Below are 26,950 nucleotides of genomic sequence, written 5' to 3'. Positions count from 1 at the left end.
AGCGCGCCCGCTTGGAGAGAAAAAACGGCGGAATCAGCACCCTCTTGGCAGCACGAATGTTCCCCGCTGACACGAGAGGCCGCAATCAATCACCATCCGTGCTTCGAGTGGATATTACAAGGCTTGGCGATGCCGAAATTGCCACCGTCGATAGCTCATACCCAGCAATCGACGTGCTCAATGCCTTTCGCGAAGGCTGCGGTTCGGTTGAAAACCAAGCGGCGACCGCAGCGTCGCTGACCGCAGCGGATTGGCAAGAAGGTTCCGCTTTTGCCCCCACGCAGCTCGTTATGTTTCTGGCCTTCGCCCAGGAAACTGGCGGATCGGCCGTCACCGAGGCGGGCGGCACCATGAGCGAAATGCAGGTCTTTAAGAAGACTGTCGGCGGCGAAGAGCTGTACGTGGTCCTATCTGAAGTGGAGATAGACCGCACACGTGTCAGCGCCTGCCGCCTGTTCGATATGGGCGAAACACGGGCGATACCGCCAGAGACGGTAGCCGAATGGCTCAACCGCGAGCCGACCAAAACAATCGACCAAAACGGCGTTCAAATCACCGATTGGGAGCCGGGCACGCAAGCTGCCCATGACAGCTTCCAAGTGTTCTTCATTCCGCCAGGCAGCCAATTGGCGGACATTTTCAAATTCGATGGCGTAGCCCTCAAATCAGATACCGTAGGAGTTGTAGAATAATGTCCATCCTCGTTAACAAAGACACCAAAGTCATCACTCAAGGCATGACCGGGGACACCGGTACATTCCACACCCAGCAGGCGCTGGATTACGGCACGCAAATGGTTGCGGGCGTTACGCCCGGCAAAGGCGGCACGACGCATATCGGCCTGCCCAATTTCAACACTGTGCGCGAGGCAAAGGCTGAAACCGGCGCGACCGCATCTTGCATCTATGTGCCGCCGCCCTTCGCTGGCGATGCCATTTGCGAGGCGATTGACGCCGAGGTTGAGCTGATCATTGCCATCACCGAGGGCATTCCTGTGCTCGACATGGTGAAGGTCAAGGCTGCGCTCGAAGGCTCAAAATCGCGCCTGATCGGCCCGAACTGCCCCGGCGTTCTGACACCAGGCGAATGCAAGATCGGCATTATGCCGGGCAGCATTTTCCAAAAGGGCAGCGTTGGCGTGGTCTCACGCTCTGGCACGCTCACTTACGAAGCCGTGCACCAGACCACGATGGTCGGACTGGGCCAGACCACGGCGGTCGGCATTGGCGGGGACCCGGTCAATGGAACCAACTTTATCGACGTGCTCGACCTGTTCCTGGACGATGAAGAAACCAAGTCGATCATCATGATCGGCGAGATCGGCGGCAGCGCCGAAGAAGAAGCGGCCGAATTCCTGAAGGCAGAAGCCGCCAAGGGCCGCAGCAAGCCAACCGTTGGCTTTATCGCTGGCCGCACGGCGCCTCCCGGACGCCGCATGGGCCACGCCGGCGCGATTGTGTCTGGCGGCAAAGGCGGCGCAGATGACAAGATCGCCGCGATGGAAGCCGCAGGCATCCGTGTATCGCCTTCACCATCTGAGCTCGGCACCACTTTGGATGCAATGCTCAAGGAAATGGCCTGAGCCTTACTTTAATGAGCTGAGTCCCCGCGCAGGCGGGGACCTATCTCTCCTCCCCACGGGATAGTCCGATGAATCAAGAGACCCCAAATTTCGTCCCCGAGATGATCGATCAGGAAGGCCCGCAGCCCGGCCCTTCCTGGGGCAATGCGCGCTGGCCGCTGAGCGGCGGCGAGGATGCCGATGATCTGACGCAGGCGCTTGACCCGACGGTTATGAAGCTGGCGGTTGAAAAAGCCGCAAAGAAGGCTGGCAAAGCGCTGGATCCAGCAGCGATTGAAGAGGCTGCGAGCCTTTCGATTGCAGCCATGACTTTGGTGCGGCTTTACCGGGTGCGCGGCCATATGGCAGCGGATCTTGATCCGCTCGGTCTCTCACACCGCGATGTGCCAGCTGACCTCACACTCGAATTCCACGGCCTTGCGGGCAAGGAAGACGCTCAGGTCTATGTCGGCGGCGTGCTCGGTCTGGAATGGACCAGCGTGCGCGAGCTCTACAACACTTTGCGCGCGACCTATTGCGGTAAGGTAGGCCTAGAATACATGCACATCGCCGACACCGAAGAGCGGCGGTTCCTGCAGGACAAGTTTGAAAGCCCCGGCGAGACGATCCAGTTCACGCCAGAGGGCAAGCGAGCCATTCTGGCCGCGGTGGTTCGCGGCGAGCAATATGAAGCGTTCCTCGGCAAGAAATATGTCGGCACCAAGCGCTTTGGCCTGGACGGCGGCGAGAGCATGATCCCGGCCCTGGAGGCGGTGATCAAGCATGGCGGCAGCTCCGGCGTGCGCGAGATCATCTACGGCATGGCGCACCGCGGGCGGCTTAATGTGCTCGCGAACGTTATGGCTAAGCCATACAAGGTCATCTTTCACGAATTCTCCGGCGGCTCTGCCAATCCAGAGGACGTTGGCGGCTCTGGCGATGTGAAATACCACCTCGGCACCAGCACCGACCGCAGCTTTGACGGGATCGACGTGCACATGTCGCTCGTCCCCAACCCATCGCACCTTGAAACGGTCAATCCGGTTGTGCTGGGCAAGGTCCGCGCGCAGCAGGCGATCCGCGACGATCTGGACAAGAAGGATCAGGTTCTCCCTGTCCTCATCCACGGTGACGCCGCGTTCGCTGGGCAAGGCGTGGTGTGGGAAAGCCTCAGCCTATCAGGCGTAAACGGCTATGACACGGGCGGCTGCCTGCACTTTATCATCAACAACCAGATCGGCTTTACAACCTCGCCGCGCTTCGCGCGCAGCTCGCCCTATCCATCGGATGTGGCGAAGGGCGTGATGGCGCCGATCCTGCACGTGAATGGCGATGATCCCGAGGCGGTGACCTTTGCATGCAAGCTGGCGGTCGAATATCGCCAGACCTTTAAGCGCGACGTTGTGATCGACATGTGGTGCTATCGCCGGTTTGGCCACAATGAAGGCGATGAGCCGAAGTTCACTCAGCCGCTGATGTATGATGCGATCCGCACTCACCCGAAAGTCAGCGCGATTTATGCTGAGCGTTTGAGCGAGCAAGGCGTGATCGAGGCCGATACCTTGAAGCAATTGCAGGACGACTTTGTCGCTGAGCTCGACGAGGAATTTGAGGCTTCGAAAAGCTATAAGCCGAATGAGGCGGATTGGTTCGCGGGCCGCTGGGCCGGTCTCAACAAGCCGGTCGATCCAGAATCCGCGCGGCGCAACGTTGAAACCGCGATTGAGCCGAAGCAATTCGATAGCCTTGGCCGCATTCTGACCGAAGTGCCGGACGATCTCGACATTCACAAGACCTTGGGCCGCGTGCTCAAGGCCAAAGGCGAAATGTTCAGCACCGGCGAAGGCTTTGACTGGGCCACCGCAGAGGCGCTTGCCTTTGGCAGCCTGGTGATGGGCGGATATGGCGTGCGCCTGTCTGGCCAAGACTCCGGGCGCGGCACCTTTAGCCAGCGTCACGCGGTTTGGGTCGATCAAAAGACCGAGCGCAAATACATCCCGCTTACCACTCTGCCGCATGGCAAGTTCGAGGTGTATGACAGCACCTTGTCCGAATACGGCGTGCTCGGGTTTGAATATGGCTTTGCCATGGCTGACCCGAAATCACTGGTCCTGTGGGAGGCGCAATTTGGCGATTTTGCCAATGGCGCGCAGATCATGATCGATCAGTACATCGTCAGCGGCGAGGCCAAATGGCTGCGCGCTAACGGTCTCGTCATGCTGTTGCCGCATGGATATGAGGGCCAGGGTCCCGAGCACAGCTCCGCCCGGCTCGAGCGCTTCCTGCAATTGTGCGCGAACGACAATATCCAGGTCTGCAACATCACCACGCCGCGCGAACTATTTTCATGTTCTGCGCCGTCAGATGCTGCGCCCGTTCCGCAAGCCGATGGTGATTATGACGCCAAAGAGCCTGCTGCGGCATCCGATGGCGAAGAGCCCGCGCGAGGAGTTCCTCGGCGATCACCACTTCATGCGGATCAAGTCGGACACGACGGCGATTGACGACAAGAAGGTCAAGCGTCTGGTCCTGTGCTCTGGCAAGGTCGCCTATGACCTGATCGAGGCGCGCGACAAAGCGAAGATCAAAGACGTGTCGATCGTCCGCATTGAGCAGCTCTATCCTTTCCCCGGCGATCCGCTGGCCGTGCGGCTTAAGCGCATGACCAATCTCCAAGAGGTCGTCTGGTGCCAGGAAGAGCCCAAGAACAATGGCGCATGGCTGTTCGTCGATAATCAGATCGAAGAATCGCTGAGCGCGGCCGGACATGATGGCATGCGGCCAATCTATGCCGGGCGTGACGCCTCCGCATCGCCTGCCACTGGCCTTGCCAAACGCCATGCAGAGCAGCAAGAAGCGCTGATCGCAGATGCGCTCGGCCTTTCGAATTCATCCAGTAAATCCAGCAAGAAAAAGGCCTAAGGAACCCATTATGGCCCAAGATATTACAGTCCCAGCGCTCGGCGAATCCGTCACCGAAGGCACTATTGGCGAATGGCTCAAACAGCCCGGCGACGCGGTTGCCGCTGACGAGCCGATTGTCAGCCTAGAGACCGATAAGGTCGCCGTTGATGTGCCCTCGCCCATCGCAGGTGTCCTGACCGAGCATAAAGCCGCCGTCGGCGACACAGTCGAAGTTGGCGCGGTCCTCGCGGTGATCGAAGCGGGTGCAACAGCCAGCGCCCCTGCGTCCGCAGCCAAGGCAGACACCCCGGCGCCAGCAGCCAAAGCGGAAGGCTCCGATGATCTGCAGGCCGCCGCGCAAACGCTTTCCCCTGCGGTCCGCCGCGCGGTGCTGGAGCACGGCGTTGATCCCTCGACCATCAAAGGCACCGGCAAAGACGGCCGCCTGACCAAGGAAGACGTGCTTGCCGCGGCGAAGGCAAAGGGCGATCCTGCACCAGCGGCCTCCCCTGCCCCGGCCGCTGCAGCGCCCGCTGGTACAGCCGCGCCAAGCGCTGGCCGCAATGACGAACGCGTAAAGATGACGCGGATGCGCCAGACCATCGCAAAACGTTTGAAAGGCGCGCAGGACACCGCTGCTTTGCTCACCACCTTCAACGATTGCGACATGAGCGCAGTCATCGAAGCGCGCAGCAAGTACAAGGACCTGTTCGCCAAGAAGCACGATATCCGCCTCGGCTTCATGGGTTTCTTCGCCAAGGCCGCCTGCCTCGCGCTGAAGGATGTGCCATCGGTCAACGCGTATATCGAAGGCGATGAGATCGTTTATCACGACTATGTCGACATCTCTGTCGCGGTTTCCGCGCCCAATGGACTGGTCGTCCCGGTCGTTCGCGACTGCGACAAGAAGGGCTTTGCCGGGATCGAGAAAGACATCGCCGACTTTGGTAAGCGCGCCAAGGAAGGCACGCTGACCATGGCCGATATGACCGGCGGCACTTTCACCATTTCCAATGGCGGTGTGTTTGGATCGCTGATGTCGACGCCGATCATCAACGCTCCGCAAGGCGCCGTTCTCGGCCTGCACCGGATCGAGGACCGCCCGGTCGCGATCAACGGAGAGGTTGTCATCCGCCCGATGATGTATCTCGCGCTCAGCTATGATCACCGCCTGATCGATGGCCGCGAAGCTGTGACCGCGCTGAAAATCATCAAAGAAGCGATCGAAGATCCAACCCGGATGCTGATCGACCTCTAAGTCACTCCATCACACGATTGGAAAAGCACATGAAGAAATTCACCACCACTCTCATCCTTGGCGCGGTCGCGACTGCCCTCACCGCTTGCGGCGGCGATCCAGAGCTTGAGGCGAAGATCGAAGAGCATTTCAGAACGGGCATGTATGGCTCTTGTTCGATGAACTACATCGGCGGCAGCGTGTCTGCTGAACAAAAAGAAACCGTCTGCAACTGCGTTGCCGATGGCATGGTGGAGGTAACTGACCTGCCTTCAGATGGGTTCGGCGAGCGTGCAGAGATCGACCAAGACGAGCTCAAATCCATCACCAACGAATGCGAAGCCAAGGCCAGTATCTAGATCGAATGCACGAACTGGTTTTACGAGTTTTGGAGGGACAATTTATGCGTATCAAATTTGCAATCATCGCCGCCTCGGCTGTCACACTCACCGCTTGCGGTGCTTCAGACGCAGACCAAGAGGCGGCATTCCGCACCAACTTCGTCGAATCCTGCGTGAAGTCCGCCGTTGCCACCGGCGCGGATGAAGACACCGCCAAGACCGTGTGCGATTGCGGCGCTGGCAAAGTCATCGAAGAGGTGGGCATGGAACTCGCCCCTCTTCCTGCTAAATCAAAAGAAATTATGGACGCGTGCATCGCCGAAACGGGCGTGGCCGCAGAAGGCTAAGGCCTGCACGGAACATCAAGGAAGCGATCAAGTATCCAAGTTGGATGCTGATTGATTGGGACGCAACGCACACTAATCCGTTCGGGCTGAGCCTATCGAAGCCCTGCTCTCCACTTTTGAGCAACGGACACCAAGTGAAGGACAATCCTTCGACAAGCTCAGGATGAGCGGAGTTACTGATGGCTGAGAATTACGACTACGATTGCCTTGTCATTGGCGCTGGACCGGGCGGCTATGTCGCCGCAATTCGCGCGGCGCAGCTGGGCCTGAAAACGGCCTGCGTTGAAAGCCGCGAGACGCTGGGCGGCACTTGCCTCAACGTCGGGTGCATCCCGTCAAAGGCGCTGCTTCACGGCTCTGAGCTGTTTGACGAGGCCGCTGGAGGCCACTTCGCCAAATGGGGCATCACCGCCAAGCCAAAGCTCGATCTGGGCGTGATGATGGCGGAGAAGGACAAGGCCGTGGGTGAGCTCACGGGCGGCATCGAATTCCTGTTCAAGAAGAACAAAGTCACCTGGATCAAGGGCCACGCCGCGTTTGAAGATGCGCATTCGGTAAAAGTTGGCAAAGACACCGTCACCGCAAAAGACATCGTCATCGCCACCGGATCCTCGGTCACTCCCCTGCCCGGCGTTGAGGTCGACAATGCTGCGAAACGCATCGTCGACAGCACCGGCGCGCTGGAGCTTGAAGAAGTGCCAGAGCACCTTGTCGTCATTGGCGGCGGCGTAATCGGGCTTGAGCTTGGGTCAGTCTGGCGGCGCCTCGGCGCGAAGGTCACCGTGATCGAATTCCTCGACCAGCTGCTGCCTGGAATGGACGCGGATGTTCGCAAGGAAGCGGGCAAGATCTTCAAGAAACAAGGCATGGAGCTGATGCTTAGCCACAAGGTCACCGGCGCGAAGGCGACCGCCAAGGGCGTGACGCTGAGCGTGGAGAAATCCGCCGGAGGGGACGAACAAACGATCAAAGCCAGCCACGTGCTTGTCTCGATCGGACGCCAGCCCAACACCGAAGGCCTGGCGCTCGACAAGATCGGGATTGAAACCAACAAGCGCGGCCAGATCGAGGTTGGCCACGACTTCCGCACAAAAGTGGACGGCGTTTGGGCCATCGGCGACTGTGTCCCCGGCCCGATGCTCGCCCACAAGGCCGAGGATGAAGGCATTGCCTGCGCAGAAAACGTCGCAGGCGAGACTGGCATCATCAATCACGACGTGATCCCGGGCGTGGTCTACACCATGCCAGAATTCGCCGATGTCGGCATGACGGAGGCAGATGCGAAAGAAGCAGGCCACACGGTCAAAGTCGGCAAGTTCCCGATGATGGCGAACAGCCGTGCAAAGGCGAACCGCGACACCGATGGCTTCGTGAAGATCATCGCCGATGCCGAAACAGACCGCGTGCTGGGCGTGCACATCGTTGCCAGCCTGGCCGGAACGATGATCGCGGAGGCTGCGGTCGCGATGGAGTTCGGCGCAACGTCAGAAGACATAGCCTACACCTGCCACGCGCACCCGACGCACGCCGAGGCCGTGAAAGAGGCCGCCATGGCCGTAACGGGCAAGCCCATCCATATGTGACCCAGAAGTTTGAGCTTCTTGCGTCGCTCCCGAATTAGGCTATGTGTGTTGATATTGTAATACACCAACACACTGGAGCTCCGCATGACGTTTGCACGATCACTAACTAGAGCAGTACACCTATCCCTTGCCCCGCTGGCACTCGCGGCAGTTTGTCCTGGCGCCCATGCGCAGAGCACAGAAGAACTGGCTGCTGTGGTCGAACCAGAAGCGGACAGCGGCGCCTATATGGGTGCAGTCCTCGTCGCGAAGTCAGATGAGGTTCTGCTTAACCAAGCGTGGGGGTCAGCAAACCTGGAATGGGATATCGCCAACACCAGTGAAACACGCTTTCGCATTGGCTCTGTTACGAAGCAATTCACCGCCGTTTCCATCTTGCTTTTGCAAGAACGCGGACTGATCAATGTTGACGATCCAATCGGCAAATACATCGCTAATGCGCCCGCGACTTGGAGCGGGATCACGGTCCGCAATTTACTCCAACACACGTCCGGCTTGCCAAATGTCACTTCATTGGATGAGTTTGGCACTCAAAAATTCCTGCCCACCTCGCAGGATGAATTGATCGCGATGTTTTCCAATCTACCGCTTGATTTCAAACCCGGTTCTCAATGGAGCTATTCCAACTCAAATTTCGTGATCCTCACAAGGATCGTCGAGACAGTGAGCAAAACGAGCTACCAGGAGTTCGTCAAGACGAACATTTTTGTCCCGCTTGGTATGGACTCGACAGGTATTGATCGCAGCTCAGAGATCCTCCCGATGCGTGCGGCGGGATACTCGCCTTCCGAAGACGGAATTGTGAACGCTGAATATGTGAACATGGCCATCCCAGCCGGTGCCGGAGCGCTTTATTCGACCACGGGCGATTTGCGGAAATGGCAGCGCGGCCTGTTTGGCGGCAAAGTGTTGTCCGAGGCCAGTCTTGCTCAACTGACGACCCCCAGCGAGTTCGAAGCGGTCGCTGGCGCTAAATATGCAATGGGTCTTTTGATCACTGACACGCCGGATGGCCGCTTAATCTGGCATGGTGGAGGGATTGAAGGGTTCAATGCATTTCTTGGCCATAATCCGGAAAACAAAACCACTGTCGTAGTTCTTGCAAACTTAAACGGTGGCTCAGCAGCCAAGCTCGGCATGGGCTTGCTTCAAGCATCCCTGGGTAAGTAAGCCTCCTCGCACCTCATCATTCAAGTTTGCGCCCGCATAAATACGGCAATTGATCCTGTCCCCTCTCGCCCCTAGAACTGGGCGTGAGGGGATGATCATTTGGCCTATCCAACACTGACCGACAAACCCGGCGCGCTCGAAACGGCTGCTGCTATTCGTGCTGGTGAAATGAGCCCGGCGGAAGCGGTGGACGCTGCGATCATCCGAATTGAGCACTTTGATGGCCATGTAAATGCGTTGGCCGTGCCGGATTTTGAGCGCGCTAGTGAAGCTGCTCGCGCGCTTGACGGGGTGACGCCGCGCCCAAAAGGCGACCCGAACTATCAGCCGCTGTTTGGCGTGCCGATGACGATCAAGGAAAGCTTCGACATTGCGGGCCTGCCGACTTCCTGGGGCCACACGCAGTTTGCGGACAATATCGCCACGCGCGATGCAAAGCTCGTGGCGAAGCTCAAGGCCGCTGGCGCCATCTTTATTGGCAAAAGCAACGTCCCGCCCGATCTCACCGATTGGCAATCGAACAACCCGGTCTATGGCCGCACCAACAATCCGCATGATCACGAGCGCTCGCCCGGCGGATCCTCCGGCGGGTCTGCGGCCGCCGTCGCCAGCGGAATGGTGCCTTGCGAATTTGGCACAGACATTGGCGGCTCTGTCCGCGTACCGGCGCATTTCTGCGGGGTCTGGGGGCATAAGAGCAGCTGGGGTCTGATCTCCAAGCATGGCCACGATCACCCGGCGATGAGGGGCAAAGACGGGCATGATGGCGCGCTGTCGATTGCCGGGCCATTGGCGCGCAATGCCGATGATCTTGCCGCGCTGATGCGGATTGGGGCCTCCATGCCGCTGCGCGAGAGCGGAAAGCCGCTGAAACAGTGCCGTCTGCTAGCGGTACTCGATTTCCCCGACAGCCCGATTGACGACAGCGTGCGCGCGCCGACGGAGGCTGCACTCGCGGCTCTGGAGGCCGCTGGTGTGAGCATCGACCGGAGCAGCGATCTGCTGCCCGACCTTGCTCAGCAGCAGGCGGATTATCTGCGGATGCTCAACACCGCGATGGCGCGCGGCGCCCCTGCGCCCAATGGCAAACGCGCGAGCGCGACCGATTGGTTTGACCTGCTCGACGCGCAAACCCGCAATGAAATCGCGTGGGAACGCGTGTTTGAGAGCTATGACTTTGTGCTGGCCCCGCCCGCGCCGGTGCTGGCCGTGCCGCATCGAGATGGGTCGATCTTCGATGCCACCTTGCACGTCAATGGCGCGGAGATGCCTGCGGGCGCTGGCCTGACATGGGCGGGTCTTGCGACCTTCCCCAACCTGCCCGCAACTTGCCTGCCTATCGGGTCCGGCACCGATCGCGGCACTACCTTGCCGTGCGGAATGCAGGTAATGGGGCCGCGCTGGTCCGATCTCGATTGCATCCACGCAGCCAAAGCCATAGGCGACATTCTGCACGGTTAGATCTCGCCCACAAAGGACTTGGCATGACCCGCAAAACCTGGATGCAGCGGTTTGCCAAGTGGCATGTGTGGCTCGGTTGGCTCGTCGGCGTGCCAATTGTGATGTGGACCGCAACCGGCCTGTTCATGGTCGCCAAGCCGATAGAGGAAGTGCGCGGCAATCACCTGCGCATTGAGACGCCCGAACAACCCCTGATCCTGCCCGATAGCGAGCTTGCCACGAGCGAGGCGGCGCTCAAGGAAATGCGCGCCGTGATGCAGGATGGCCGCGCGGTCGCGATCCTTACTACGCTCGATGGCGCTGTGACCCGGGTCGATATGACCAGCGGTGAACGCATTGCCCCGCTCGACAGCGCCCAGGCCCGCGCAATAGTGGCCAAGCGTATCGTCGGCGGAGATAAAGTGCGCAGCGTCACCTTTTTCGAGGCCAATGAAGTCCCGTTCGATTTCCGCCGTCCCATGCCCGTGTGGCAGGTCGCGCTGGAGGATGGCGCAAATATCTACATCGGGCGCGACACGGGCGAGATCGAGGCGGTGCGTACCAGCTGGTGGCGCTGGTTCGATTTTATGTGGGGCCTCCACATCATGGACCTGTCAGAGCGGGAGGATAGCAGCCACCCGACACTGATCTTGTTCGCCGCGCTTGCCCTGATCGGCTCTCTGCTCGGCTCGATTCTGATGTTTCGCAGGCGCAAAACCCGCAGCAGTGCGGACGCGGAGCAGCAGTCATGAACGAGGAAATCCTCACCCCGGTTCTCGATATTCTCGATGTCGTCGGCATCGCGATCTTTGCTCTGTCTGGCGCGGTTATCGCTGCCAAGGAACGCCAGACCTTTGTGACCATGGCGTTCTTCGCGCTGGTCACGGGCGTTGGTGGAGGCACAGTGCGCGACCTCTTGATCGATGCGCCGGTGTTCTGGATCACGGACCCGTGGGTGGCGGCGATCTGCCTCGCCACCGCATTGTTCGCCTGGTTCACCCCGACCCGGTTCTGGGAAGGCAAATTGTTCGATATCGCCGACGGCGCTGGCCTCGCCGCCTATGCGGTGCTGGGCGCGGCAAAGGCGACCGCTTATGGCATTCCGCCCGTGCCCGCTGCGCTGATGGGGATCATCACCGGCTGTGTCGGCGGGATCATCCGCGATGTCGTGGCGGGCCGCCCATCGGTGATCATGCGGCCAGAGCTATACGTCACAGCAGCAGCGCTGAGCGCCTCTCTAACAGTAGCCGGAATGCTAGCCGCCCCGCATTTGGGCCTGCTCAATATTGCCGTGTGGGGCATTGCGTTTGCGGCGGGCTATGCGCTGCGTGTGGCGGCGGTCGTGTGGCAGATCTCGCTGCCGTCCTACCGCGAGAGCCCCACGAAAAAAGGGGCGGAATAGCCCGCCCCTTCCCTTGAATTTCAGTCCTTAACCGCCTGGCTCAGGCTTAGCCGCCGATGTCGCCATCTACGCGCTCGTCAAAGGTCTCACCCGGCAATGGTCCGCCCGGATAGGCAGGCTGGGCTGAGCTCTCTGGCGTAGGGCGCACCACGGTGGCTTGATAGCGGCCGTCAGGCTCCGACATGCCGCGCGTGCGGCGTGCCTCAGTGTAGCGATCATCGCTCAGCTGGCGGTCTTCTGCGTCCGTTGCAGAAGCGCCGGAGAAACCGCCGCCAAAGTCAACATTGCTGACCCGGCCATCATTGCCGATCTGGCATGTGAAACGTTCGCCATTGTAGAGCGAGCCGGTTACACGCCAGCCCTCGCCCGTGCGGTCAACGCTATCCACGCCTTCCACCCGCACATCGCGCTCAATCTGGTTCACACAGCGTGAGACGGCGTTGTCGATGCCAGAGCCGCCTTCATAGCGGCTGTCGCCCCGGCGGCGATCACGGTTGTCATAGTCACGGTCCCGGCGGTCGTAGTCGCGGTCGCGATTGCGGCGTTCGTTCTTGCGAGAAGTCGAGTTAGCAATCGCGGCGATCCCGCCGATAATCACCGCTCCGGCAATAAGGTCACCCACACCAACACGGCGATGACGGCGGTACCCACGGCGATAGCCGCGATACCGGCGATAGCGGTGATGCTCCACCGTCTCTGCCTCTGGGGTAAAAAGGTCGAACGCAGGAGCGCTGGAAAACGCCCCGCTTGTCAGACTGGTTGATGCTGGGCTGCTCGGCAGTTCAGCGGCGCTCGCTGGCGTTGCTGCCAGTGCGCTTGCGGCGGCCATACCGGCCAGCACGCCAAGTGATTTCAAATGGGCCATTGGGGTCCCTCCTGTTGCGGATGAGCGTGCCACCAATCGCTCTGATCTGGATACGCGTATAGGCGGCCCAGGCTTACACTTGCCTGAACCGCCCATACGGTGGGTAGGTTCGTGTTATTCAATCTTCAGGCGATCAACGCAGTCCGCGAATTTTGCGGAAGTTGACCTGCGGACGGTTGCCGCGCTCTACAAAGCAGGTGAACCTGCCCCGATCTGAGTAACCCCGGCCATAGCCGCGTCCGCCTTCGACCACGATGCGGCCCTTAACCCGAAAGCCATAGCGGGTGCGTTCAACGTCCCGAATGTCGGTCACATCAGCGTAGCGGAAGCCTCCGAAACGGCGTGCCTGACGCTCTGCGGTGCGGACACAGCGCTCGACAGCGCGGCGCGGGTTGCCGCGGTTGTAGCTGGCGCGGTGGTTGTAGCCATTGTTGTAGCCACGGCTCCGGTCCCCGCGATAGCGGCGGTCACGGTAATCGCGCTGTTTGTAACGGTCCTTCTTGTCAAAGGCCCCTGCCACTGCGGCGATCCCGCCGATGATCAGTGCGCCGGCGATCACATCGCCAGCATCAATTTTGTTGTCATAGTCGCGCGCTTGCGCCGGAGCTGCTGTTGCCAGGGCCATCGCACCTGCGGCGACGGTCCCGAGCGTGCCCTTGGCCAACATCTTGGTCAATTTCGTCATAGGGTCTCATCCTCGGGTTGCGCCGAAACGGGGGTGTCCCGGCTACAAACCCCTTATGGATGATTCGCTATTGTCTAAGCCTGACTGACCTTTGCAGCGATTGTTCAGGTTTGTGCCGACTTATCTGAATATTGCACTTTCTGCCCTCGGTGGATCAATCCAAGGCGGCAAGCACATCGCGTGTAAAAGCGGCAATATCAAAGCGCGTGCCGACCATATCCTCCCCCCGGCGCACGATCACGACATTGCGGCTTGGCACAACGACAACATATTGCCCGCGATTGCCGCGCGCAGCAAAGGCGTCGTCAGGGATGCCCTCAAATGCATTGCCCTCTGGTAAGCTGGAACGTCCACCAACCAGCGCCGTATCCCCAGTCGGTGCCTTCCGGTTGAGGGCCGGACGGGGTGGAGACGTATTCGACCCAGTTTTCAGGGAGCAGCCGTTCGCCGTTCCACACACCATTGTTGAGGTATAGCTGGCCCAAGGACATGAGATCTGCCCCGGATGCCCAGACCTGGCTGGAAAGGACATAATTTCCCTGCCAGTCCCTCTCAATCGACGTATCAAACATGCCGAGCTGCTCGGCGAGCTCATCAGGTTTCTTGTCGTCGATCCACTTCTGGATCGGTTCAATCGCCATCAGCGTATCATTGTTCGCATAGCGAAACACCGTTCCCGGCTTGTGAACAATCGGCCAATTGCGCGCGCGCTCATCCACTGTCGTGCCGCCCCAGTAAAGCGGGTCGGTGCGATTGCCTGCAGTGTCTGAATAGCGTCCGGTCGCCATGCGGAGCGCGTGGTCGATAGTAATCGCAGACCGAGGGTCATCTTCGCCCTCTCCCAGCCCCGCACTTTGAGCAGCATCCGCTGCGTCGTCCATGACAGCCATACCGACAAAGGTCGCGGCAATGCTCTTTGCCACTGACCAGGTCCGCTGCGGCGTGTTGCGGCTATAGCCATCTGCAAAGCCTTCGAAGCGCATGCGTTTGTTCTGATTTATCAGGACCGCCGTGGTGCGGGAGCCTGCACCATACTTGTCACTGAAGGCCAATTGCGCAGTTTCCTGAAACCTGGCGTGGTCGCGCTCGATGATGTCCATCGTCTTGTCTCGCAAGGCCACGGAAAGCCGCTCACTCGATTCTACGATAGGTGGAGGAAGCACAGGTAGCCGGAGCCGCATTTGAATGGTTTTGTCCGTCAAGGTGCCAGGATTCGTCCCTATGGGCAGAACCGCACAACCATTTCTACCGCGATACTCGGCAATCCTAGGCGGCATATCGTCGACCCAAATCACCTCGACATGGCGAACAAACCCGGCCTTTGGGCTTCGAAACTCAATCGGTTCGCCCCGCACAATCTTATAAGGTAGATCGCGGATAATATCATCAAGCGGCGCCTGAATGCCCGTCAATTCCCACTCATGGATTTGCTCCGGCGTACGGTCCGAGCCGACGCGTTCGGAGTTCGCAATCCCGCTGCACAGCATCAACGCCTTGTATCCCGCCGCAAGCGCGCGGTCGTAGCGTGCATCCAAGCGTTCCTGCGCCGATTGGGCGGCTGCTGGAGCACTGGAAATGGTCGAAAGAGCGAGAGCCGCACCTGCGGCGGCAATGAGTGTGGTCTTCATGGCTCTGACACTAGCCGCAGCGACTCAAAAGAAAAGCCGTCCAGTCGCCGCCGCATAACAAAAAGGGCCGGCGGATCGCTCCGCCAGCCCTTTCGTTTGTTTGCGTGCCGGAGCCACCCGCTCCCTCCACCCTTCCACCCGGATTATCACGCCGGGTTACAATCCGGGTGGAAGGGTGGAGGGAGCGGGTGGCGCAGCCCCAAGAAAAAGCGCCTTACGCCGCGACTTCTTCTTCGTCATATTCGTCAGACATAACCGGACCGCTGTCTTGGCCCTTGGCTTCCGGATCGCGCTCAACCAATTCGATGATTGCGAGCTGCGCGCTATCGCTGGCGCGGTAGCCAGCCTTGATCACGCGGGTGTAGCCACCATCACGGTCGCTGTAACGCTCAGCCAGAACGTCGAACAGCTTCTTCAGCTGGGTCTCGTCCAGCAGACGCGATTGAGCCAAACGGCGGTTTGACAGGCCGCCACGCTTTGCCAGCGTGATCAGCTTCTCAACATATGGGCGCAGTTCTTTCGCCTTTGGCAGAGTGGTCTGGATCTGCTCGTGCTTGATCAGAGCCGCTGCCATGTTGCGGAACAGAGCCTTGCGGTGGCCCGACTTACGGCTCAGCTTACGCTGTGAAATTCCGTGACGCATTGTATCTTCCTTCAGTTCGATATGGGCCCGTATCAGGTAGCCCAAAGCTGGTGACCGTTGCAGGCCGTCACCTTCGCCCTGTGCGAACCCCCGCGAAGGCGGGGGTCTCCTACTGCAAGAGGTCCCCGCCTTCGCGGGGATTCACGCAATTTTTAACCCAGCAGCTCTTGTTCGAGCTTCTTGGCCATTTCTTCGATGTTCTCTGGTGGCCAGCCCGGGATGTCCATGCCGAGGCGCAGACCCATGCTGGAGAGAACTTCCTTGATCTCATTAAGCGACTTGCGGCCAAAGTTTGGCGTGCGCAGCATCTCGGCTTCGGTCTTTTGAACCAGATCGCCGATATAGATGATGTTGTCGTTTTTGAGGCAGTTGGCAGAGCGGACCGACAGTTCCAGCTCGTCGACCTTCTTGAGAAGGTAACGGTTGAGCTGGTTCGCATCGTCTTCTTGCGGCTGAGCGGCTTGGCCGATCATCGCGCTTTGCGGCTGCGGAATGCCATCTTCAAAGTGGACGAACAGGGTCAGCTGATCCTGAAGAATGCGAGCAGCATAGGCCACGGCATCTTCTGGGGTCACAGTGCCATCGGTCTCGACCGTGAGGCTGAGCTTGTCATAGTCAAGCTCTTGACCGACGCGGGCGTTTTCAACCTTGTAGCTGACCTGACGGACTGGCGAGTAAAGCGAGTCAATCGGGATCAGGCCAATCGGCGCATCAATCGGACGGTTCTGAACAGCAGGCGTGTAGCCTTTGCCCACGTCAGCGGTCAGCTCCATGTTGAGCGTCGCGCCTTCGTCCAAGTGACACAGGACTAGGTCCTTATTCATCACTTCGATGTCGCCAGACACAGCGATGTCACCGGCGGTGACTTCAGCTGGACCGGTCGCGGAAAGCTGCAGGCGCTTCGCGCCTTCGCCTTCCATCTTCAAAGAGATTTGCTTTGCATTCAGCACGATGTCGGTCACGTCTTCACGCACACCGGCGAGCGACGAGAATTCGTGCAGTACGTTTTCAATCTTGATTGAGGTGATCGCTGCGCCCTGCAATGAGGACAACAGTACCCGGCGCAACGCATTACCGAGTGTCAGACCAAAGCCGCGCTCAAGCGGCTCAGCAACGAATGTCGTCTTGCGAGACTTATCGCCGCCTTCCTTGATTTCGAGAGCGTTGGGTTTCTTAAGTTCCTGCCAGTTCTTCGTATTGACGGACATGGATTTCCCCTAATTCGCTATGCAGCGGTTCAAATTGTCGGCGGGCCTTGGCGCTTTCGCGAACTGCGCTTTGGCCGCCGGATTGTTGCGATGGCCACCAGGGCCACCGAACTGGGACGGTTTAGACGCGGCGCCGCTTAGACGGACGAACGCCGTTGTGCGGGATTGGCGTCACATCGCGGATAGATGTGATGTTGAAGCCGACAGCGGCAAGACCGCGCAATGCGCTCTCACGACCAGAGCCTGGGCCCTTCACTTCGACTTCCAAAGTGCGAACACCATGCTCAGCGGCTTTCTTGCCGGCATCATCGGCGGCAACCTGGGCTGCATAAGGCGTCGATTTACGGCTGCCTTTGAAGCCCATCATGCCGGCACTGGACCAGCTGATCGCATTGCCCTGTGCATCGGTGATGGTGATCATCGTGTTGTTGAAGCTGGCGTTGATGTGAGCAACGCCGCTGCTGATATTCTTTTTGTCGCGTTTTTTAACCCGACCTGGTTCGCGTGCCATTTGGCTAAATCCTTTAACTCGTCAGAAGGTAAAAGCTCGCTTGGGAAGATCCAAGCAAGGCTTACTTCTTCTTGCCGCACGATCGGCTTGGCCTTACCCTTACGGGTGCGGGCGTTGGTGTGAGTGCGCTGACCGCGCACAGGCAATCCATTACGATGACGCAGGCCGCGATAAGACCGAAGGTCCATCAGGCGCTTAATGTTCATCGCGGTATTGCGACGCAGGTCGCCTTCGACGGTGTGATCAGCGTCAATCGTCTCACGAATACGCAGAACTTCCTCATCAGAAAGATCTTGCACGCGTGCAGAGTGATCAATGCCAAGCTTGTCAGCGATTTTCACGGCGGTCGTGCGACCAATGCCGTGAATATAGGTAAGCGCGATAATAACACGCTTATTTGTAGGGATGTTCACCCCAGCAATACGAGCCACTTAATTCTCCATGCTCCACAGGGACATGAGCGCGACATGCAACCCACCCCTATCTCAACGCTTCACTTAAGACTTCCGCCGCCGTTCAGCCGATCTGACAAATGCCAAAACCGCTTAAACGGCAAAAAGCCCGGTTGGCATCCAATCAATAAGGCTACCTGCCGGACTCGGTTCGAAAATCTCGAATGAAGGGCGCGCTTAAGACGATTCGCGCAGCGCGTCAACCGCTAGCAAATCATAGCGCGACAATCGGACGAAATAGTTCGTCCGGTGGAACAGTTTAGCGGCAAAATTGCGCGGGGTATGCCCGCTTTGCTCACTTGTGATGCTTTGCATTTTAGCGCGCCGCGGGCGCAAGGTCAAAACAGGGCCCAACAGCCTGCGGAAAACTAGCCTTCGTTTGTGCTTTCGACGCCATCGAGGAAGTCATCGCCAATTGCGCTGGCGCCCTCGTCCGCCTCATCTGCTGGGCCTTCTGGGCGCTCTTCAGCACCTTCGTCCGCGCTCTCTTCCTCGCCGCTTGCGTCATCAGCATCGTCGCTGGCGGTTGCCGGACCGGAGACCATGCCCAGACTTTGCGCAAGGCCAGACAATTGCTGGGTCATCACCCCGCCAACAGCTGCGGAGATCTCGCCAATCTTATAGCGCATGGAGCCGCCGACATTGTATTCCCAGACGATCTTGGTGCCTTCCTCGACCTCGCTGATCGCTACGGTCAGAATGCCGGTGACTGGCTCACTTTGCAGCGGCCCCAGTGCGCCCTGCATTCTCAGCGCGCGCTCTGGATAGGCCTGGATCACCCGCATGTGCTCGACACTGCCCTCCAGCGTAATCTTCTCAGGGTCAGGATCTTCAGGAATACGCTCGCAAAAACATCCACCCGCCTGCGGAGTGATGGTGAGGTTCGCAGAATCGCCAGACCATGTGTGCGAAGAATTCCACCAGCGCGCGGGCGAAATCAGGGCCAGCCAAACCGCCTTGGGATTGGCTTCCACGACTGCTTCGTCGCGGGTCACAAAGCCATTCTCACTGGTCGCAATCACTTCGGCAGCAACCGGCTGAGCCGCCAACAATGCCGCCAAACCAGCCAAAACTACACGCATCACAATCGTCCTCTTCGCATCTCTATGCGGAGCGGTTTAGGCGATGCCGATAATGTGTGAAAGAGCAGAGTTCGTCCCCTGCCCCGCCAATTGCCCGCTTAAGCGAGGACCGCGTCAATCGCATTGGCGACATCGGTGATGCCCGCCATGCCGTCCACTCGCGTCACGATGCCGCGCGCTTCATAGCCCGGCAGGATCGGCGCGGTTTCACCGCGATAGACCGCCATCCGGGTGCGGACGGTTTCTTCATTGTCGTCTGGGCGGCGTTTGAATTCTGTGTGGCCGCAGCTGTCACACACACCCTCAGATGCCGAGCGGGTTCGCCGTGTCATGATAGAGAGCGCCGCAATTCGCGCAGCTGAAACGGCCGGTGATCCGTTCGACCAGAGCATCAATATCGACGCCCAGCTCAATCACGTGATCAAGAGTGCGGCCATGTTTGCTGAGAATTCCATCGAGCGTTTCTGCCTGTGATGCCGTGCGCGGATAGCCATCGAAAATAGCGCCCGTGCCAGCGTCCATCGCCGCCAGTTCAGCATCGATCAGATCAGCAACGATCTCGTCAGACACGAGCTCGCCAGCGTCCATCACAGCCTTGGCCTTTAGACCAACAGGCGTTTGAGCCTTCACCGCAGCGCGCAGCATGTCGCCAGTGGAAAGCTGCACCATCGCGTGCCGCTCTACTAGTCCGGCACTTTGCGTGCCCTTACCGGCACCCGGAGGGCCAAGAAGAATGATGTTCATCGCAAAATCCCCCAGATGCTCGCGCGCCAATTAGCGCTTACGGCCCTTAAGTTTCGCCTTTTTGATCAGGTCGCCATATTGGTGCGCCAGCAAATGCGACTGCACTTGGCTGATCGTATCGACTGTGACGTTCACCACAATCAGCAGGCTGGTACCGCCAAGGAACAGCGGCAGGCCAGTCTGGCGAATGACATATTCCGGCAGCACACAGACAATCGCAAGATAGAGCGCGCCGACCACAGTGATGCGGGTCAGGACATATTCGAGATAGTCCGCCGTCCGCTTACCCGGACGAATGCCCGGAATGAAGCCGCCGTTCTTCTTCAGATTGTCCGCCGTCTCTTCCGGGTTGAACACAACCGCAGTGTAGAAGAAGCAGAAGAAGATGATGCCCAGCGCATAGAGCGTGAGGTAAATCCACTCGCCTGGCTGGAGGTAGAAGAGCAAGCTCTGCGCAAAGCCGCCTGCGCCTTCTTCGCCCGTTGGCGCGCCAGCGAACTGAGTGATCGTCAGCGGCAGCAGCAACAGCGAGCTTGCGAAGATTGGCGGAATAACACCGGCGGTGTTGAGCTTAAGCGGCAAGTGCGAGCGATCCGCCTGCATCACGCCATTTTGCGTGGCGCGCTTAGGATATTGGATCAGCAATCGCCGCTGAGCCCGCTCCACAAAGGAGATCACCAGGATCAACACCACAACCATGATTGCGAAGCCCACGATCAGGCCAAGCGAGATCGAACCGGTGCGGCCGCCCTCAAACAGGTTAGAGACGAATGTCGGGAACTGCGCGACAATGCCCGCCATAATGATCAGCGAGACGCCGTTACCAATGCCGCGCGAGGTGATTTGCTCACCCAGCCACAGCAGGAACATAGTGCCGCCAACGAGGCTGATGACCGCGCCAACACGGAACATATAGCCCGGATTGACGACCGCTTGCAGACCGCTTTGCGCGCCGAAGCTCTCAAGCCCTGCGGCCAGGAACCAACCCTGAATAACGCATAGGAACACTGTGCCATAGCGGGTGTATTGGTTGAGTTTCTGGCGCCCGGTTGCGCCCTCTTTTTTCAGCGCCGCGAGCGTTGGGTGCAAGGCCGAGGCCATCTGCACGACGATCGAGGCGGTGATGTACGGCATAACGCCGAGCGCGATGAGGCTCATCCGCTCCAGGCTGCCGCCTGAAAATGTGTTAAAAAGGTCAAGAATGCCGCCGCGCGTTTGGTCATACAGCGTTTCCAAGATCAGCGGATTGACCCCGGGCAGCGGAACAAAGCTCAAAAAGCGGAAGACAATAAGCGCACCGATGGTGAACCAGATACGCTGGCGCAACTCCGTGGCTTTGGAGAAATTGGCGAGGCTCATATTGCTCGCGATTGAATCGGCGCGTGATGCCATGTCTAAATATCGATCCTAGCGTCTGGCTAATAGCCCGTCCCTGGGTGTCCTTGCCGTCCAGCAAGCCCGTAAAACAGACCAACCGGCCCTCACCGGTCTATGCACGAAGGATTAGATAGGGAGCGAGGAGCCGAATGTCGAACCCCTCGCTCACCAATACCCGCATTATTTGCTTTTTGCCGCCGCTTTTTCAGGGTTCGGCTTGCCCGAAGGCTTCTTTACGACAACGACTTCGACGCTGCCGTCGGCCTTTTCAACCGCTTCGATGGCGCCTTTAGAGGCACCAGCAACGACGAATTTGACCTTGGCTTTCAATTCGCCCTTCCCGAGCAAACGAACACCGTCTTTGCCGCCGCGAACCAGGCCTGCTTCACGCAGAGCCGCTTCGTCCACGGCTTTCTTGCCGTCGAGCTTCTTCGCATCGATGAACTTTTGGACCATGCCAATGTTGATCTCTGCAAAGTCTTTGCCGAACGGGTTGTTGAAGCCGCGCTTTGGCAGGCGCATGTGAAGCGGCATTTGGCCGCCTTCAAAGCCCTTAATCGCTACGCCGGAACGGCTCTTTTGGCCCTTCTGACCGCGGGCTGCGGTTTTGCCTTTGCCAGAACCGATTCCACGGCCCTTGCGCATGCGTCCTTTACGGGCGCCTTCATTGTCACGGATATCATTGAGTTTCATGTGTGCACTCGCTGTAGTTTACCCCTGCGAAAGCAGGGGCCTAGTTTCGCTATGCCAAAGGGCGCTCGCGCTGATCGCCCTAGATCCCAGCCTTCGCTGGGATGACGAGGGAGAGCGAACCTCTCCCCGCCACAAATCTATTTAGTCAACCACTTCAACCAGATGCGGGATCTTTGCGACCGCGCCGCGAACTTCAGGGGTATCCTGACGCTCGACAACTTTGTGCATCTTGTTGAGGCCCAGGCCGATCAGGATCTTACGCTGACTTTCTGGGCGACGGATCGGCGAACCGATCTGCTTGATCTTGATAGTTTTCTTAGCAGCCATTGGTCTTACTCCACAATCGCCGCGGCTTCAGCTTCTGCTTCCACCTCGCTTGAACCACCACGGCCCAAAAGGTCAGCGACCTTCTTGCCCCGGCGCTGAGCGACAGACTTCGGCGAAGTCTGGTTGGTCAGCGCGTCGAAAGTAGCGCGGATCATGTTATAGGGGTTGGACGAACCGACCGATTTGGTCACAACGTCTGCAACGCCCAGGCTTTCAAAGACGGCACGCATCGGACCACCAGCAATGATGCCGGTACCCGGAGGCGCTGTACGCACGGTCACCTTACCAGCGCCGAAACGGCCCTTGGCGTCATGGTGCAGAGTGCGGCCTTCTTTAAGCGGAACGCGAACCATCTTCTTACGAGCGGCTGCGGTTGCTTTGGTGATCGCCTCTGGAACTTCGCGAGCCTTACCGTGGCCAAAGCCAACGCGGCCCGCGCCGTCACCAACAACGACGAGCGCAGCAAAGCCAAAGCGCTTACCACCCTTCACCGTTTTAGAGACGCGGTTGATGTGCACCAGCTTCTCGATGATGCCATCGTCTTCCTCTTCACGCTTACCGCGACGATTGTCACGGCCACCGCGACCACGGCCACCGCCGCGATTGTCGCCGCCACGGCCGCGTCCGCGGCCTTCACGTTGTTGAGGAGCATCGGTTTTTGCCGGAGCTTCTGCAGGCGCTTCAGCTGGAGCCGCTTCTGCCGGAGCAGCCGCTTCTTCAGCAGCCGGAGCCGCTTCCGCTGTAGGTGCTGCAGTTTCTTCGGTCTTAGCCTCTTCAGCAGGCGCTTCAGTTTTCTTGTCGTCAGCCATCATCAGAACTCCAGCCCGCCTTCGCGAGCGGCATCGGCCAGCGCTTTCACGCGGCCATGAAACAGGAACCCGCCGCGATCAAACACGACAGTGGTCACGCCAGCCTTCTTGGCGGCAGCGGCGATATCCTTGCCCACTTGAGCAGCGGCATCGACATTTGCGCCAGACTTCTTGCCGCCCAGAGTAGATGCAGCAGCCACAGTGCGGCCATCAGCATCATTGATGATCTGAGCATAGATGTGGCGACCAGTGCGGTGCACCGACAAGCGAGGACGATCGCCAGCACGCGTCCGCAGTGCGGTACGCACCCGGCGGCGGCGGCGTTCAAACAGGGAAAGCTTAGCCATCTTACTTCTTCTTCCCTTCCTTGCGGAAGACATACTCGCCGCGATACTTGATACCCTTGCCCTTATAAGGCTCAGGCTTACGCCACTGGCGAATTTCAGCAGCAAGCTGGCCAACGGCCTGCTTGTCCATGCCGGAAATTTCGACTGTGGTCTGATCAGGCGTTTTCACTTCGAGACCTTCAGGCACATCGATGTTCACATCGTGACTGAAGCCGAGTTCCAGCTTCAGGGACTTGCCCTGAGCCTTCGCACGATAACCAACACCTGAAATCTCAAGCGTCTTGGTGAAGCCTTCGGTGACACCCTCTACCAGGTTAGACACCAATGTACGGTGCATACCCCAGAACGAGCGAGCCAATTTGGTGTCGTTCGCAGGCTTAACCTGAATCTCGTCACCTTCGACCGTGTAGCTAATGTGGTCAGACAGGCCCATCGTGAGAGTGCCCTTAGGCCCCTTCACGCTCAGCGTGCCGTTCTCAATGCTGGCGGTCACCCCACTAGGGATGGCGACAGCTTTTTTGCCAATACGGCTCATCAGAACACCTCCGCCAGCACTTCGCCGCCGACGTTGCTATCGCGTGCTTCGTTATCCGAAAGCACACCGCGCGGTGTCGAGACGATGGTGATACCAAGACCGTTGCGAACAGTCGGAAGTTCTTTCGAACCCGAATAGACGCGGCGGCCAGGCTTAGAGACGCGGCTTACGTGCTTGATAGCAGGCTCGCCTTCGAAATATTTCAGCTCAATCCGCAGCGCTGGGTGCTTGCCCGTGGTGTCTTCGCTGTAGCCACGGATGTAGCCTTCGCGCTGAAGCACTTCGAGAACGTTTGCACGCAGCTTAGAAGCTGGCGAAAGGACGGAATCCTTCTTCGCTTGCTGTCCGTTGCGGATGCGGGTGAGCATATCACCCAATGGATCGGTCATAGCCATCTATCAGTTCCTCACCAGCTCGACTTGGTAAGGCCAGGGATCAGACCCTTGTTACCAAGATTCCGCAATTCAATGCGGTTGATGCCGAACTTGCGGTAGTAGCCGCGTGGGCGGCCGGTGGTCGCGCAGCGATTGCGAACCCGTGTTGGGTTCCCATTGCGCGGGAGTTCCGCCATCTTCAGGCGCGCTACCAGGCGTTCACTCTCGTCGAGTGAAGTGTCCTTCGAAATCGCCTTCAGCTTAGCGTACTTGTCTGCGTACTTCTTAACGAGCTTCTTACGACGCTCATTCTTATTGATCGAACTCAGTTTCGCCATTGGACTTAAGCTCTCTTCTCTAGTCGTTGCGACACGCAGCTCACGCTGCGGCCTTTTCTTCAGACGGATTGGCTTCACCCTGGAAAGGGAAGCCGAGCAGGCGCAGCAATTCGCGTGCCTCCTCGTCAGTCTTTGCGGTGGTGGTGACAATGATATCCATGCCGCGCACCTTATCGATCTTGTCGTAGCTGATCTCAGGGAACACGATTTGCTCCTTGAGGCCCATTGCGTAATTGCCGCGGCCGTCGAACGACTTAGCGTTCAGCCCGCGAAAGTCGCGGATGCGTGGCATTGCAACAGTTACCAGACGGTCGAGGAATTCATACATGCGGTCACGGCGCAGAGTTACCTTGCAACCGATTGGCATGCCTTCGCGCAGTTTAAACTGAGCGATTGATTTCTTCGCCTTGGTGATCACTGGCTTTTGGCCGACGATCAGGGTCATTTCTTCAGCTGCGATTTGAACTTTCTTTTTGTCCTGGCTCGCCTCGCCCACACCCATGTTGAGTGTGATCTTTGCGACCTTCGGAACTTCAAGACGGTTCTTATAACCGAACTTCTCGGTCATCGCTTTGACGATCTGCTCGTCATACTTCGCCTTCAGGCGCGGAGCGTATGCATCAGCCATCGATGGTCTCTCCACTCTTCACAGCAACGCGAACCTTCTTGCCGTCCTTTTCTTCAAAACGGACGCGGGTTGGCTTGCCATCCTTAGGATCAGCCAAAGCAACCTTTGAGATGTTCATCGGCGCTTCGAAGCGATCGATGCCACCCTGCGGGTTTTGCTGGCTTGGTTTGCGGTGGCGGGCAGCCACGTTGATGCCTTCGACAACGACCTTGCCATCTTTTGGCATGACCTTTTGGACAGTGCCGGTGCGGCCCTTATCCTTGCCCGAAAGCACGACGACGCTGTCGCCCTTCTTGATCTTAGCAGCGGCCATTAGAGCACCTCCGGCGCAAGGCTGATGATCTTCATGAACCCGCGGCCGCGAAGTTCGCGGACCACTGGGCCAAAGATACGAGTGCCGATTGGCTCTTCGCTCTTGTTAACAAGAACAGCGGCGTTGCTGTCGAAGCGGATCACGCTTCCGTCAGCACGACGAACGTCCTTCCTCGTGCGCACGATGACAGCGCGATGAACATCGCCCTTCTTCACCTTAGCGCGTGGCTGAGCTTCCTTCACGGAAACCACGATCACGTCGCCCACGGAGGCAAACCGGCGCTTAGACCCGCCCAGCACTTTAATGCACTGGACGCGCTTTGCGCCGCTGTTGTCCGCGACGTCGAGATTGGATTGCATCTGGATCATTGATCCGTTTCCTTCTCATTGGCTTGCCGAAACCAGTCCGGCAGTTCCTACGCGTGTCCTCGCCAAGGCGAGGATCAATTCAATCAGTTACCGGCTGCCTCGACATCGAGATCAGCTTCGACCGCTTGGGTTCCGCCTGCGGTAACCCGGTCTTTTACGATCCAGGTCTTGGTCTTGGAGATTGGTTTCGTCTCCTCGATCCGCACAACATCACCAACGGCAAATTCGTTCTTTTCGTCGTGAGCGTGATACTTCTTCGAACGACGGATGATCTTCCCGTAGAGCGGGTGCTTCACCTTGCGTTCGACCTTCACGGTCACGGTCTTGTCGGTCTTGTCGGAGGTGACAGAGCCGATCAGAATACGTTTTGGCATTGTCTACTCCTTAAGCCTTCGCAGCGGCTGCTGCGCGCTCGTTCTGCAGCGTCTTGATCTGAGCAATCGTGCGGCGCACTTGCCTGATCCGAGCTGGAGCTTCGAGCTGGTTGGTCGCAGCCTGGAACCGCAGATTGTACTGCTCACGCTTCAGCTCGGTGAGCTCAGCGGAGAGTTGATCGTCAGTCTTAGTGCGAAGATCTTCGACAGCGATACTACCTTTAGCCATCATTTGCCTCCCAGGTGAGAGGTGTCGCCCAGACGAGCAACGACCTTGGTCTTGATTGGCAGCTTCATGGCCGCACGCTCAAACGCTTCAGCAGCGATCTTGCCTGGGACACCGTCGAGTTCAAACAGGATCCGGCCCGGCTTCACGCGAGCAGCCCAGAATTCAACGGAGCCCTTGCCCTTACCCTGACGAACTTCGGCAGGCTTCTTGGACACTGGCACATCGGGGAACACACGGATCCAGAGGCGACCTTGACGGCGCATGTGACGCGTGATCGCACGGCGAGCCGCTTCGATTTGACGCGCGGTGATCCGCTCAGGCTCGAGAGCCTTCAGACCATAGGAGCCAAAGTTCAAAGTCGTGCCGCCCTTGGCGTCGCCTTTGATCTTGCCCTTAAAGGCCTTGCGATACTTGGTTTTCTTCGGTTGCAGCATT

Annotated in this window: 32 protein-coding genes and 3 pseudogenes; 11 read left to right on the top strand and 24 right to left on the bottom strand. The window is 58.7% G+C overall.

Annotated features, from left to right (window positions below; translation table 11 throughout):
- Positions 1 to 107: 107 nt before the first annotated feature.
- The 11 genes and pseudogenes from AC0V6U_RS04505 to AC0V6U_RS04455 all read left to right on the top strand — a co-directional run bounded on the left by AC0V6U_RS04505 (position 108) and on the right by AC0V6U_RS04455 (position 11,985).
- On the top strand, positions 108 to 692 hold the full coding sequence (locus AC0V6U_RS04505) for a hypothetical protein (protein WP_472644998.1): 585 nt from the start codon (positions 108 to 110) through the stop codon (positions 690 to 692).
- On the top strand, positions 692 to 1,582 hold the full coding sequence (gene sucD, locus AC0V6U_RS04500) for a succinate--CoA ligase subunit alpha (protein WP_472644997.1): 891 nt from the start codon (positions 692 to 694) through the stop codon (positions 1,580 to 1,582). The genes AC0V6U_RS04505 and sucD overlap by 1 nt, the downstream gene beginning before the upstream one ends.
- 68 nt (positions 1,583 to 1,650) lie before the next feature.
- Positions 1,651 to 4,483 (top strand): annotated as a pseudogene (locus tag AC0V6U_RS04495) (2-oxoglutarate dehydrogenase E1 component).
- Positions 4,484 to 4,493: 10 nt separating this feature from the next.
- The gene (odhB, locus tag AC0V6U_RS04490) at positions 4,494 to 5,723 is read left to right on the top strand and encodes a 2-oxoglutarate dehydrogenase complex dihydrolipoyllysine-residue succinyltransferase (protein ID WP_472644996.1); all 1,230 of its coding nucleotides are present in this window, start codon (positions 4,494 to 4,496) and stop codon (positions 5,721 to 5,723) included.
- A gap of 29 nt (positions 5,724 to 5,752) precedes the next feature.
- Positions 5,753 to 6,061 (top strand): hypothetical protein, encoded by a 309-nt coding sequence (locus AC0V6U_RS04485; RefSeq protein ID WP_472644995.1) that lies wholly within the window; start codon positions 5,753 to 5,755, stop codon positions 6,059 to 6,061.
- Between the two features lie 44 nt (positions 6,062 to 6,105).
- Positions 6,106 to 6,390 carry a hypothetical protein gene (locus AC0V6U_RS04480; RefSeq protein ID WP_472644994.1) on the top strand — a complete coding sequence of 95 codons (285 nt, stop codon included), beginning with the start codon at positions 6,106 to 6,108 and terminating at the stop codon, positions 6,388 to 6,390.
- A gap of 179 nt (positions 6,391 to 6,569) precedes the next feature.
- The gene (gene lpdA, locus AC0V6U_RS04475; RefSeq protein WP_472644993.1) at positions 6,570 to 7,973 is read left to right on the top strand and encodes a dihydrolipoyl dehydrogenase; all 1,404 of its coding nucleotides are present in this window, start codon (positions 6,570 to 6,572) and stop codon (positions 7,971 to 7,973) included.
- Between the two features lie 195 nt (positions 7,974 to 8,168).
- Entirely contained in the window at positions 8,169 to 9,143 is a 975-nt protein-coding gene (locus AC0V6U_RS04470; protein ID WP_486169383.1) for a serine hydrolase domain-containing protein, read from the top strand.
- A gap of 99 nt (positions 9,144 to 9,242) precedes the next feature.
- On the top strand, positions 9,243 to 10,604 hold the full coding sequence (locus tag AC0V6U_RS04465) for an amidase family protein (RefSeq protein ID WP_472644991.1): 1,362 nt from the start codon (positions 9,243 to 9,245) through the stop codon (positions 10,602 to 10,604).
- A 23-nt stretch (positions 10,605 to 10,627) separates the two neighbouring features.
- Positions 10,628 to 11,335, top strand: coding sequence for a PepSY domain-containing protein (locus AC0V6U_RS04460; RefSeq protein ID WP_472644990.1), 708 nt, complete (start codon positions 10,628 to 10,630; stop codon positions 11,333 to 11,335).
- On the top strand, positions 11,332 to 11,985 hold the full coding sequence (locus AC0V6U_RS04455) for a trimeric intracellular cation channel family protein (protein WP_472644989.1): 654 nt from the start codon (positions 11,332 to 11,334) through the stop codon (positions 11,983 to 11,985). Before AC0V6U_RS04460 ends, AC0V6U_RS04455 begins: the two co-directional genes overlap by 4 nt.
- A 46-nt stretch (positions 11,986 to 12,031) precedes the next feature.
- On the opposite strand, the gene AC0V6U_RS04450 is transcribed toward AC0V6U_RS04455, so the two are convergent.
- From AC0V6U_RS04450 to rplP, 24 genes and pseudogenes are all read right to left on the bottom strand, one after another.
- Positions 12,032 to 12,850: a hypothetical protein gene (locus tag AC0V6U_RS04450; protein ID WP_472644988.1), complete on the bottom strand. Its 819-nt coding sequence runs from the start codon at positions 12,848 to 12,850 to the stop codon at positions 12,032 to 12,034.
- Between the two features lie 133 nt (positions 12,851 to 12,983).
- Positions 12,984 to 13,535, bottom strand: coding sequence for a hypothetical protein (locus tag AC0V6U_RS04445; RefSeq protein ID WP_472644987.1), 552 nt, complete (start codon positions 13,533 to 13,535; stop codon positions 12,984 to 12,986).
- A gap of 317 nt (positions 13,536 to 13,852) precedes the next feature.
- The gene (locus AC0V6U_RS04440; protein ID WP_472644986.1) at positions 13,853 to 15,163 is read right to left on the bottom strand and encodes a serine hydrolase domain-containing protein; all 1,311 of its coding nucleotides are present in this window, start codon (positions 15,161 to 15,163) and stop codon (positions 13,853 to 13,855) included.
- A 214-nt stretch (positions 15,164 to 15,377) separates the two neighbouring features.
- Positions 15,378 to 15,806: a 50S ribosomal protein L17 gene (gene rplQ / locus AC0V6U_RS04435; protein WP_472644985.1), complete on the bottom strand. Its 429-nt coding sequence runs from the start codon at positions 15,804 to 15,806 to the stop codon at positions 15,378 to 15,380.
- A 152-nt stretch (positions 15,807 to 15,958) separates the two neighbouring features.
- Positions 15,959 to 17,014, bottom strand: coding sequence for a DNA-directed RNA polymerase subunit alpha (locus tag AC0V6U_RS04430; RefSeq protein ID WP_472644984.1), 1,056 nt, complete (start codon positions 17,012 to 17,014; stop codon positions 15,959 to 15,961).
- Positions 17,015 to 17,135: 121 nt separating this feature from the next.
- A complete protein-coding gene (rpsK, locus tag AC0V6U_RS04425; protein WP_472638980.1) occupies positions 17,136 to 17,525 on the bottom strand; it encodes a 30S ribosomal protein S11 in 390 nt (129 codons plus the stop codon).
- A gap of 65 nt (positions 17,526 to 17,590) precedes the next feature.
- Positions 17,591 to 17,956: pseudogene (gene rpsM / locus AC0V6U_RS04420) on the bottom strand (30S ribosomal protein S13); the annotation flags it as partial.
- Between the two features lie 198 nt (positions 17,957 to 18,154).
- Positions 18,155 to 18,292, bottom strand: a complete 138-nt coding sequence (locus tag AC0V6U_RS04415; RefSeq protein WP_472644983.1) for a hypothetical protein — start codon at positions 18,290 to 18,292, stop codon at positions 18,155 to 18,157.
- Positions 18,293 to 18,345: 53 nt separating this feature from the next.
- Positions 18,346 to 19,059 (bottom strand): SRPBCC family protein, encoded by a 714-nt coding sequence (locus tag AC0V6U_RS04410; protein WP_472644982.1) that lies wholly within the window; start codon positions 19,057 to 19,059, stop codon positions 18,346 to 18,348.
- 98 nt (positions 19,060 to 19,157) lie between these two features.
- A pseudogene (locus AC0V6U_RS04405) lies at positions 19,158 to 19,803 on the bottom strand (adenylate kinase).
- Positions 19,804 to 19,833: 30 nt separating this feature from the next.
- On the bottom strand, positions 19,834 to 21,195 hold the full coding sequence (gene secY, locus AC0V6U_RS04400) for a preprotein translocase subunit SecY (RefSeq protein ID WP_472644981.1): 1,362 nt from the start codon (positions 21,193 to 21,195) through the stop codon (positions 19,834 to 19,836).
- A gap of 165 nt (positions 21,196 to 21,360) precedes the next feature.
- Complete coding sequence (rplO, locus tag AC0V6U_RS04395) at positions 21,361 to 21,873, bottom strand: 50S ribosomal protein L15 (protein WP_472644980.1); 513 nt, start codon at positions 21,871 to 21,873, stop codon at positions 21,361 to 21,363.
- Between the two features lie 141 nt (positions 21,874 to 22,014).
- Positions 22,015 to 22,200 (bottom strand): 50S ribosomal protein L30, encoded by a 186-nt coding sequence (rpmD, locus tag AC0V6U_RS04390; protein ID WP_472644979.1) that lies wholly within the window; start codon positions 22,198 to 22,200, stop codon positions 22,015 to 22,017.
- 5 nt (positions 22,201 to 22,205) lie between these two features.
- Positions 22,206 to 23,012: a 30S ribosomal protein S5 gene (rpsE, locus tag AC0V6U_RS04385; protein WP_472644978.1), complete on the bottom strand. Its 807-nt coding sequence runs from the start codon at positions 23,010 to 23,012 to the stop codon at positions 22,206 to 22,208.
- Positions 23,012 to 23,356: a 50S ribosomal protein L18 gene (rplR, locus tag AC0V6U_RS04380; RefSeq protein WP_472638986.1), complete on the bottom strand. Its 345-nt coding sequence runs from the start codon at positions 23,354 to 23,356 to the stop codon at positions 23,012 to 23,014. Before rplR ends, rpsE begins: the two co-directional genes overlap by 1 nt.
- Before the next feature lies 1 nt (position 23,357).
- A complete protein-coding gene (gene rplF, locus AC0V6U_RS04375) occupies positions 23,358 to 23,891 on the bottom strand; it encodes a 50S ribosomal protein L6 (RefSeq protein ID WP_472644977.1) in 534 nt (177 codons plus the stop codon).
- Positions 23,891 to 24,286 (bottom strand): 30S ribosomal protein S8, encoded by a 396-nt coding sequence (gene rpsH / locus AC0V6U_RS04370; RefSeq protein WP_472644976.1) that lies wholly within the window; start codon positions 24,284 to 24,286, stop codon positions 23,891 to 23,893. The genes rplF and rpsH overlap by 1 nt, the downstream gene beginning before the upstream one ends.
- 11 nt (positions 24,287 to 24,297) lie before the next feature.
- Complete coding sequence (rpsN, locus tag AC0V6U_RS04365) at positions 24,298 to 24,603, bottom strand: 30S ribosomal protein S14 (protein WP_472638988.1); 306 nt, start codon at positions 24,601 to 24,603, stop codon at positions 24,298 to 24,300.
- Positions 24,604 to 24,643: 40 nt separating this feature from the next.
- A complete protein-coding gene (gene rplE, locus AC0V6U_RS04360; RefSeq protein WP_472644975.1) occupies positions 24,644 to 25,231 on the bottom strand; it encodes a 50S ribosomal protein L5 in 588 nt (195 codons plus the stop codon).
- Positions 25,224 to 25,544 carry a 50S ribosomal protein L24 gene (rplX, locus tag AC0V6U_RS04355; RefSeq protein ID WP_472644974.1) on the bottom strand — a complete coding sequence of 107 codons (321 nt, stop codon included), beginning with the start codon at positions 25,542 to 25,544 and terminating at the stop codon, positions 25,224 to 25,226. Before rplX ends, rplE begins: the two co-directional genes overlap by 8 nt.
- Complete coding sequence (gene rplN / locus AC0V6U_RS04350; protein WP_472644972.1) at positions 25,544 to 25,912, bottom strand: 50S ribosomal protein L14; 369 nt, start codon at positions 25,910 to 25,912, stop codon at positions 25,544 to 25,546. Before rplN ends, rplX begins: the two co-directional genes overlap by 1 nt.
- A gap of 83 nt (positions 25,913 to 25,995) precedes the next feature.
- Complete coding sequence (gene rpsQ / locus AC0V6U_RS04345; protein ID WP_472638991.1) at positions 25,996 to 26,286, bottom strand: 30S ribosomal protein S17; 291 nt, start codon at positions 26,284 to 26,286, stop codon at positions 25,996 to 25,998.
- A gap of 10 nt (positions 26,287 to 26,296) precedes the next feature.
- Positions 26,297 to 26,518, bottom strand: a complete 222-nt coding sequence (gene rpmC, locus AC0V6U_RS04340; protein ID WP_472644971.1) for a 50S ribosomal protein L29 — start codon at positions 26,516 to 26,518, stop codon at positions 26,297 to 26,299.
- Positions 26,515 to 26,949, bottom strand: coding sequence for a 50S ribosomal protein L16 (gene rplP, locus AC0V6U_RS04335; RefSeq protein WP_472644970.1), 435 nt, complete (start codon positions 26,947 to 26,949; stop codon positions 26,515 to 26,517). The genes rpmC and rplP overlap by 4 nt, the downstream gene beginning before the upstream one ends.
- Position 26,950: the final 1 nt, after the last annotated feature.

Source organism: Erythrobacter sp. W36, from assembly GCF_057364935.1.
Note: the sequence above shows the minus strand (reverse complement) of the source record. Positions and strands in the feature narration are given on the sequence as shown.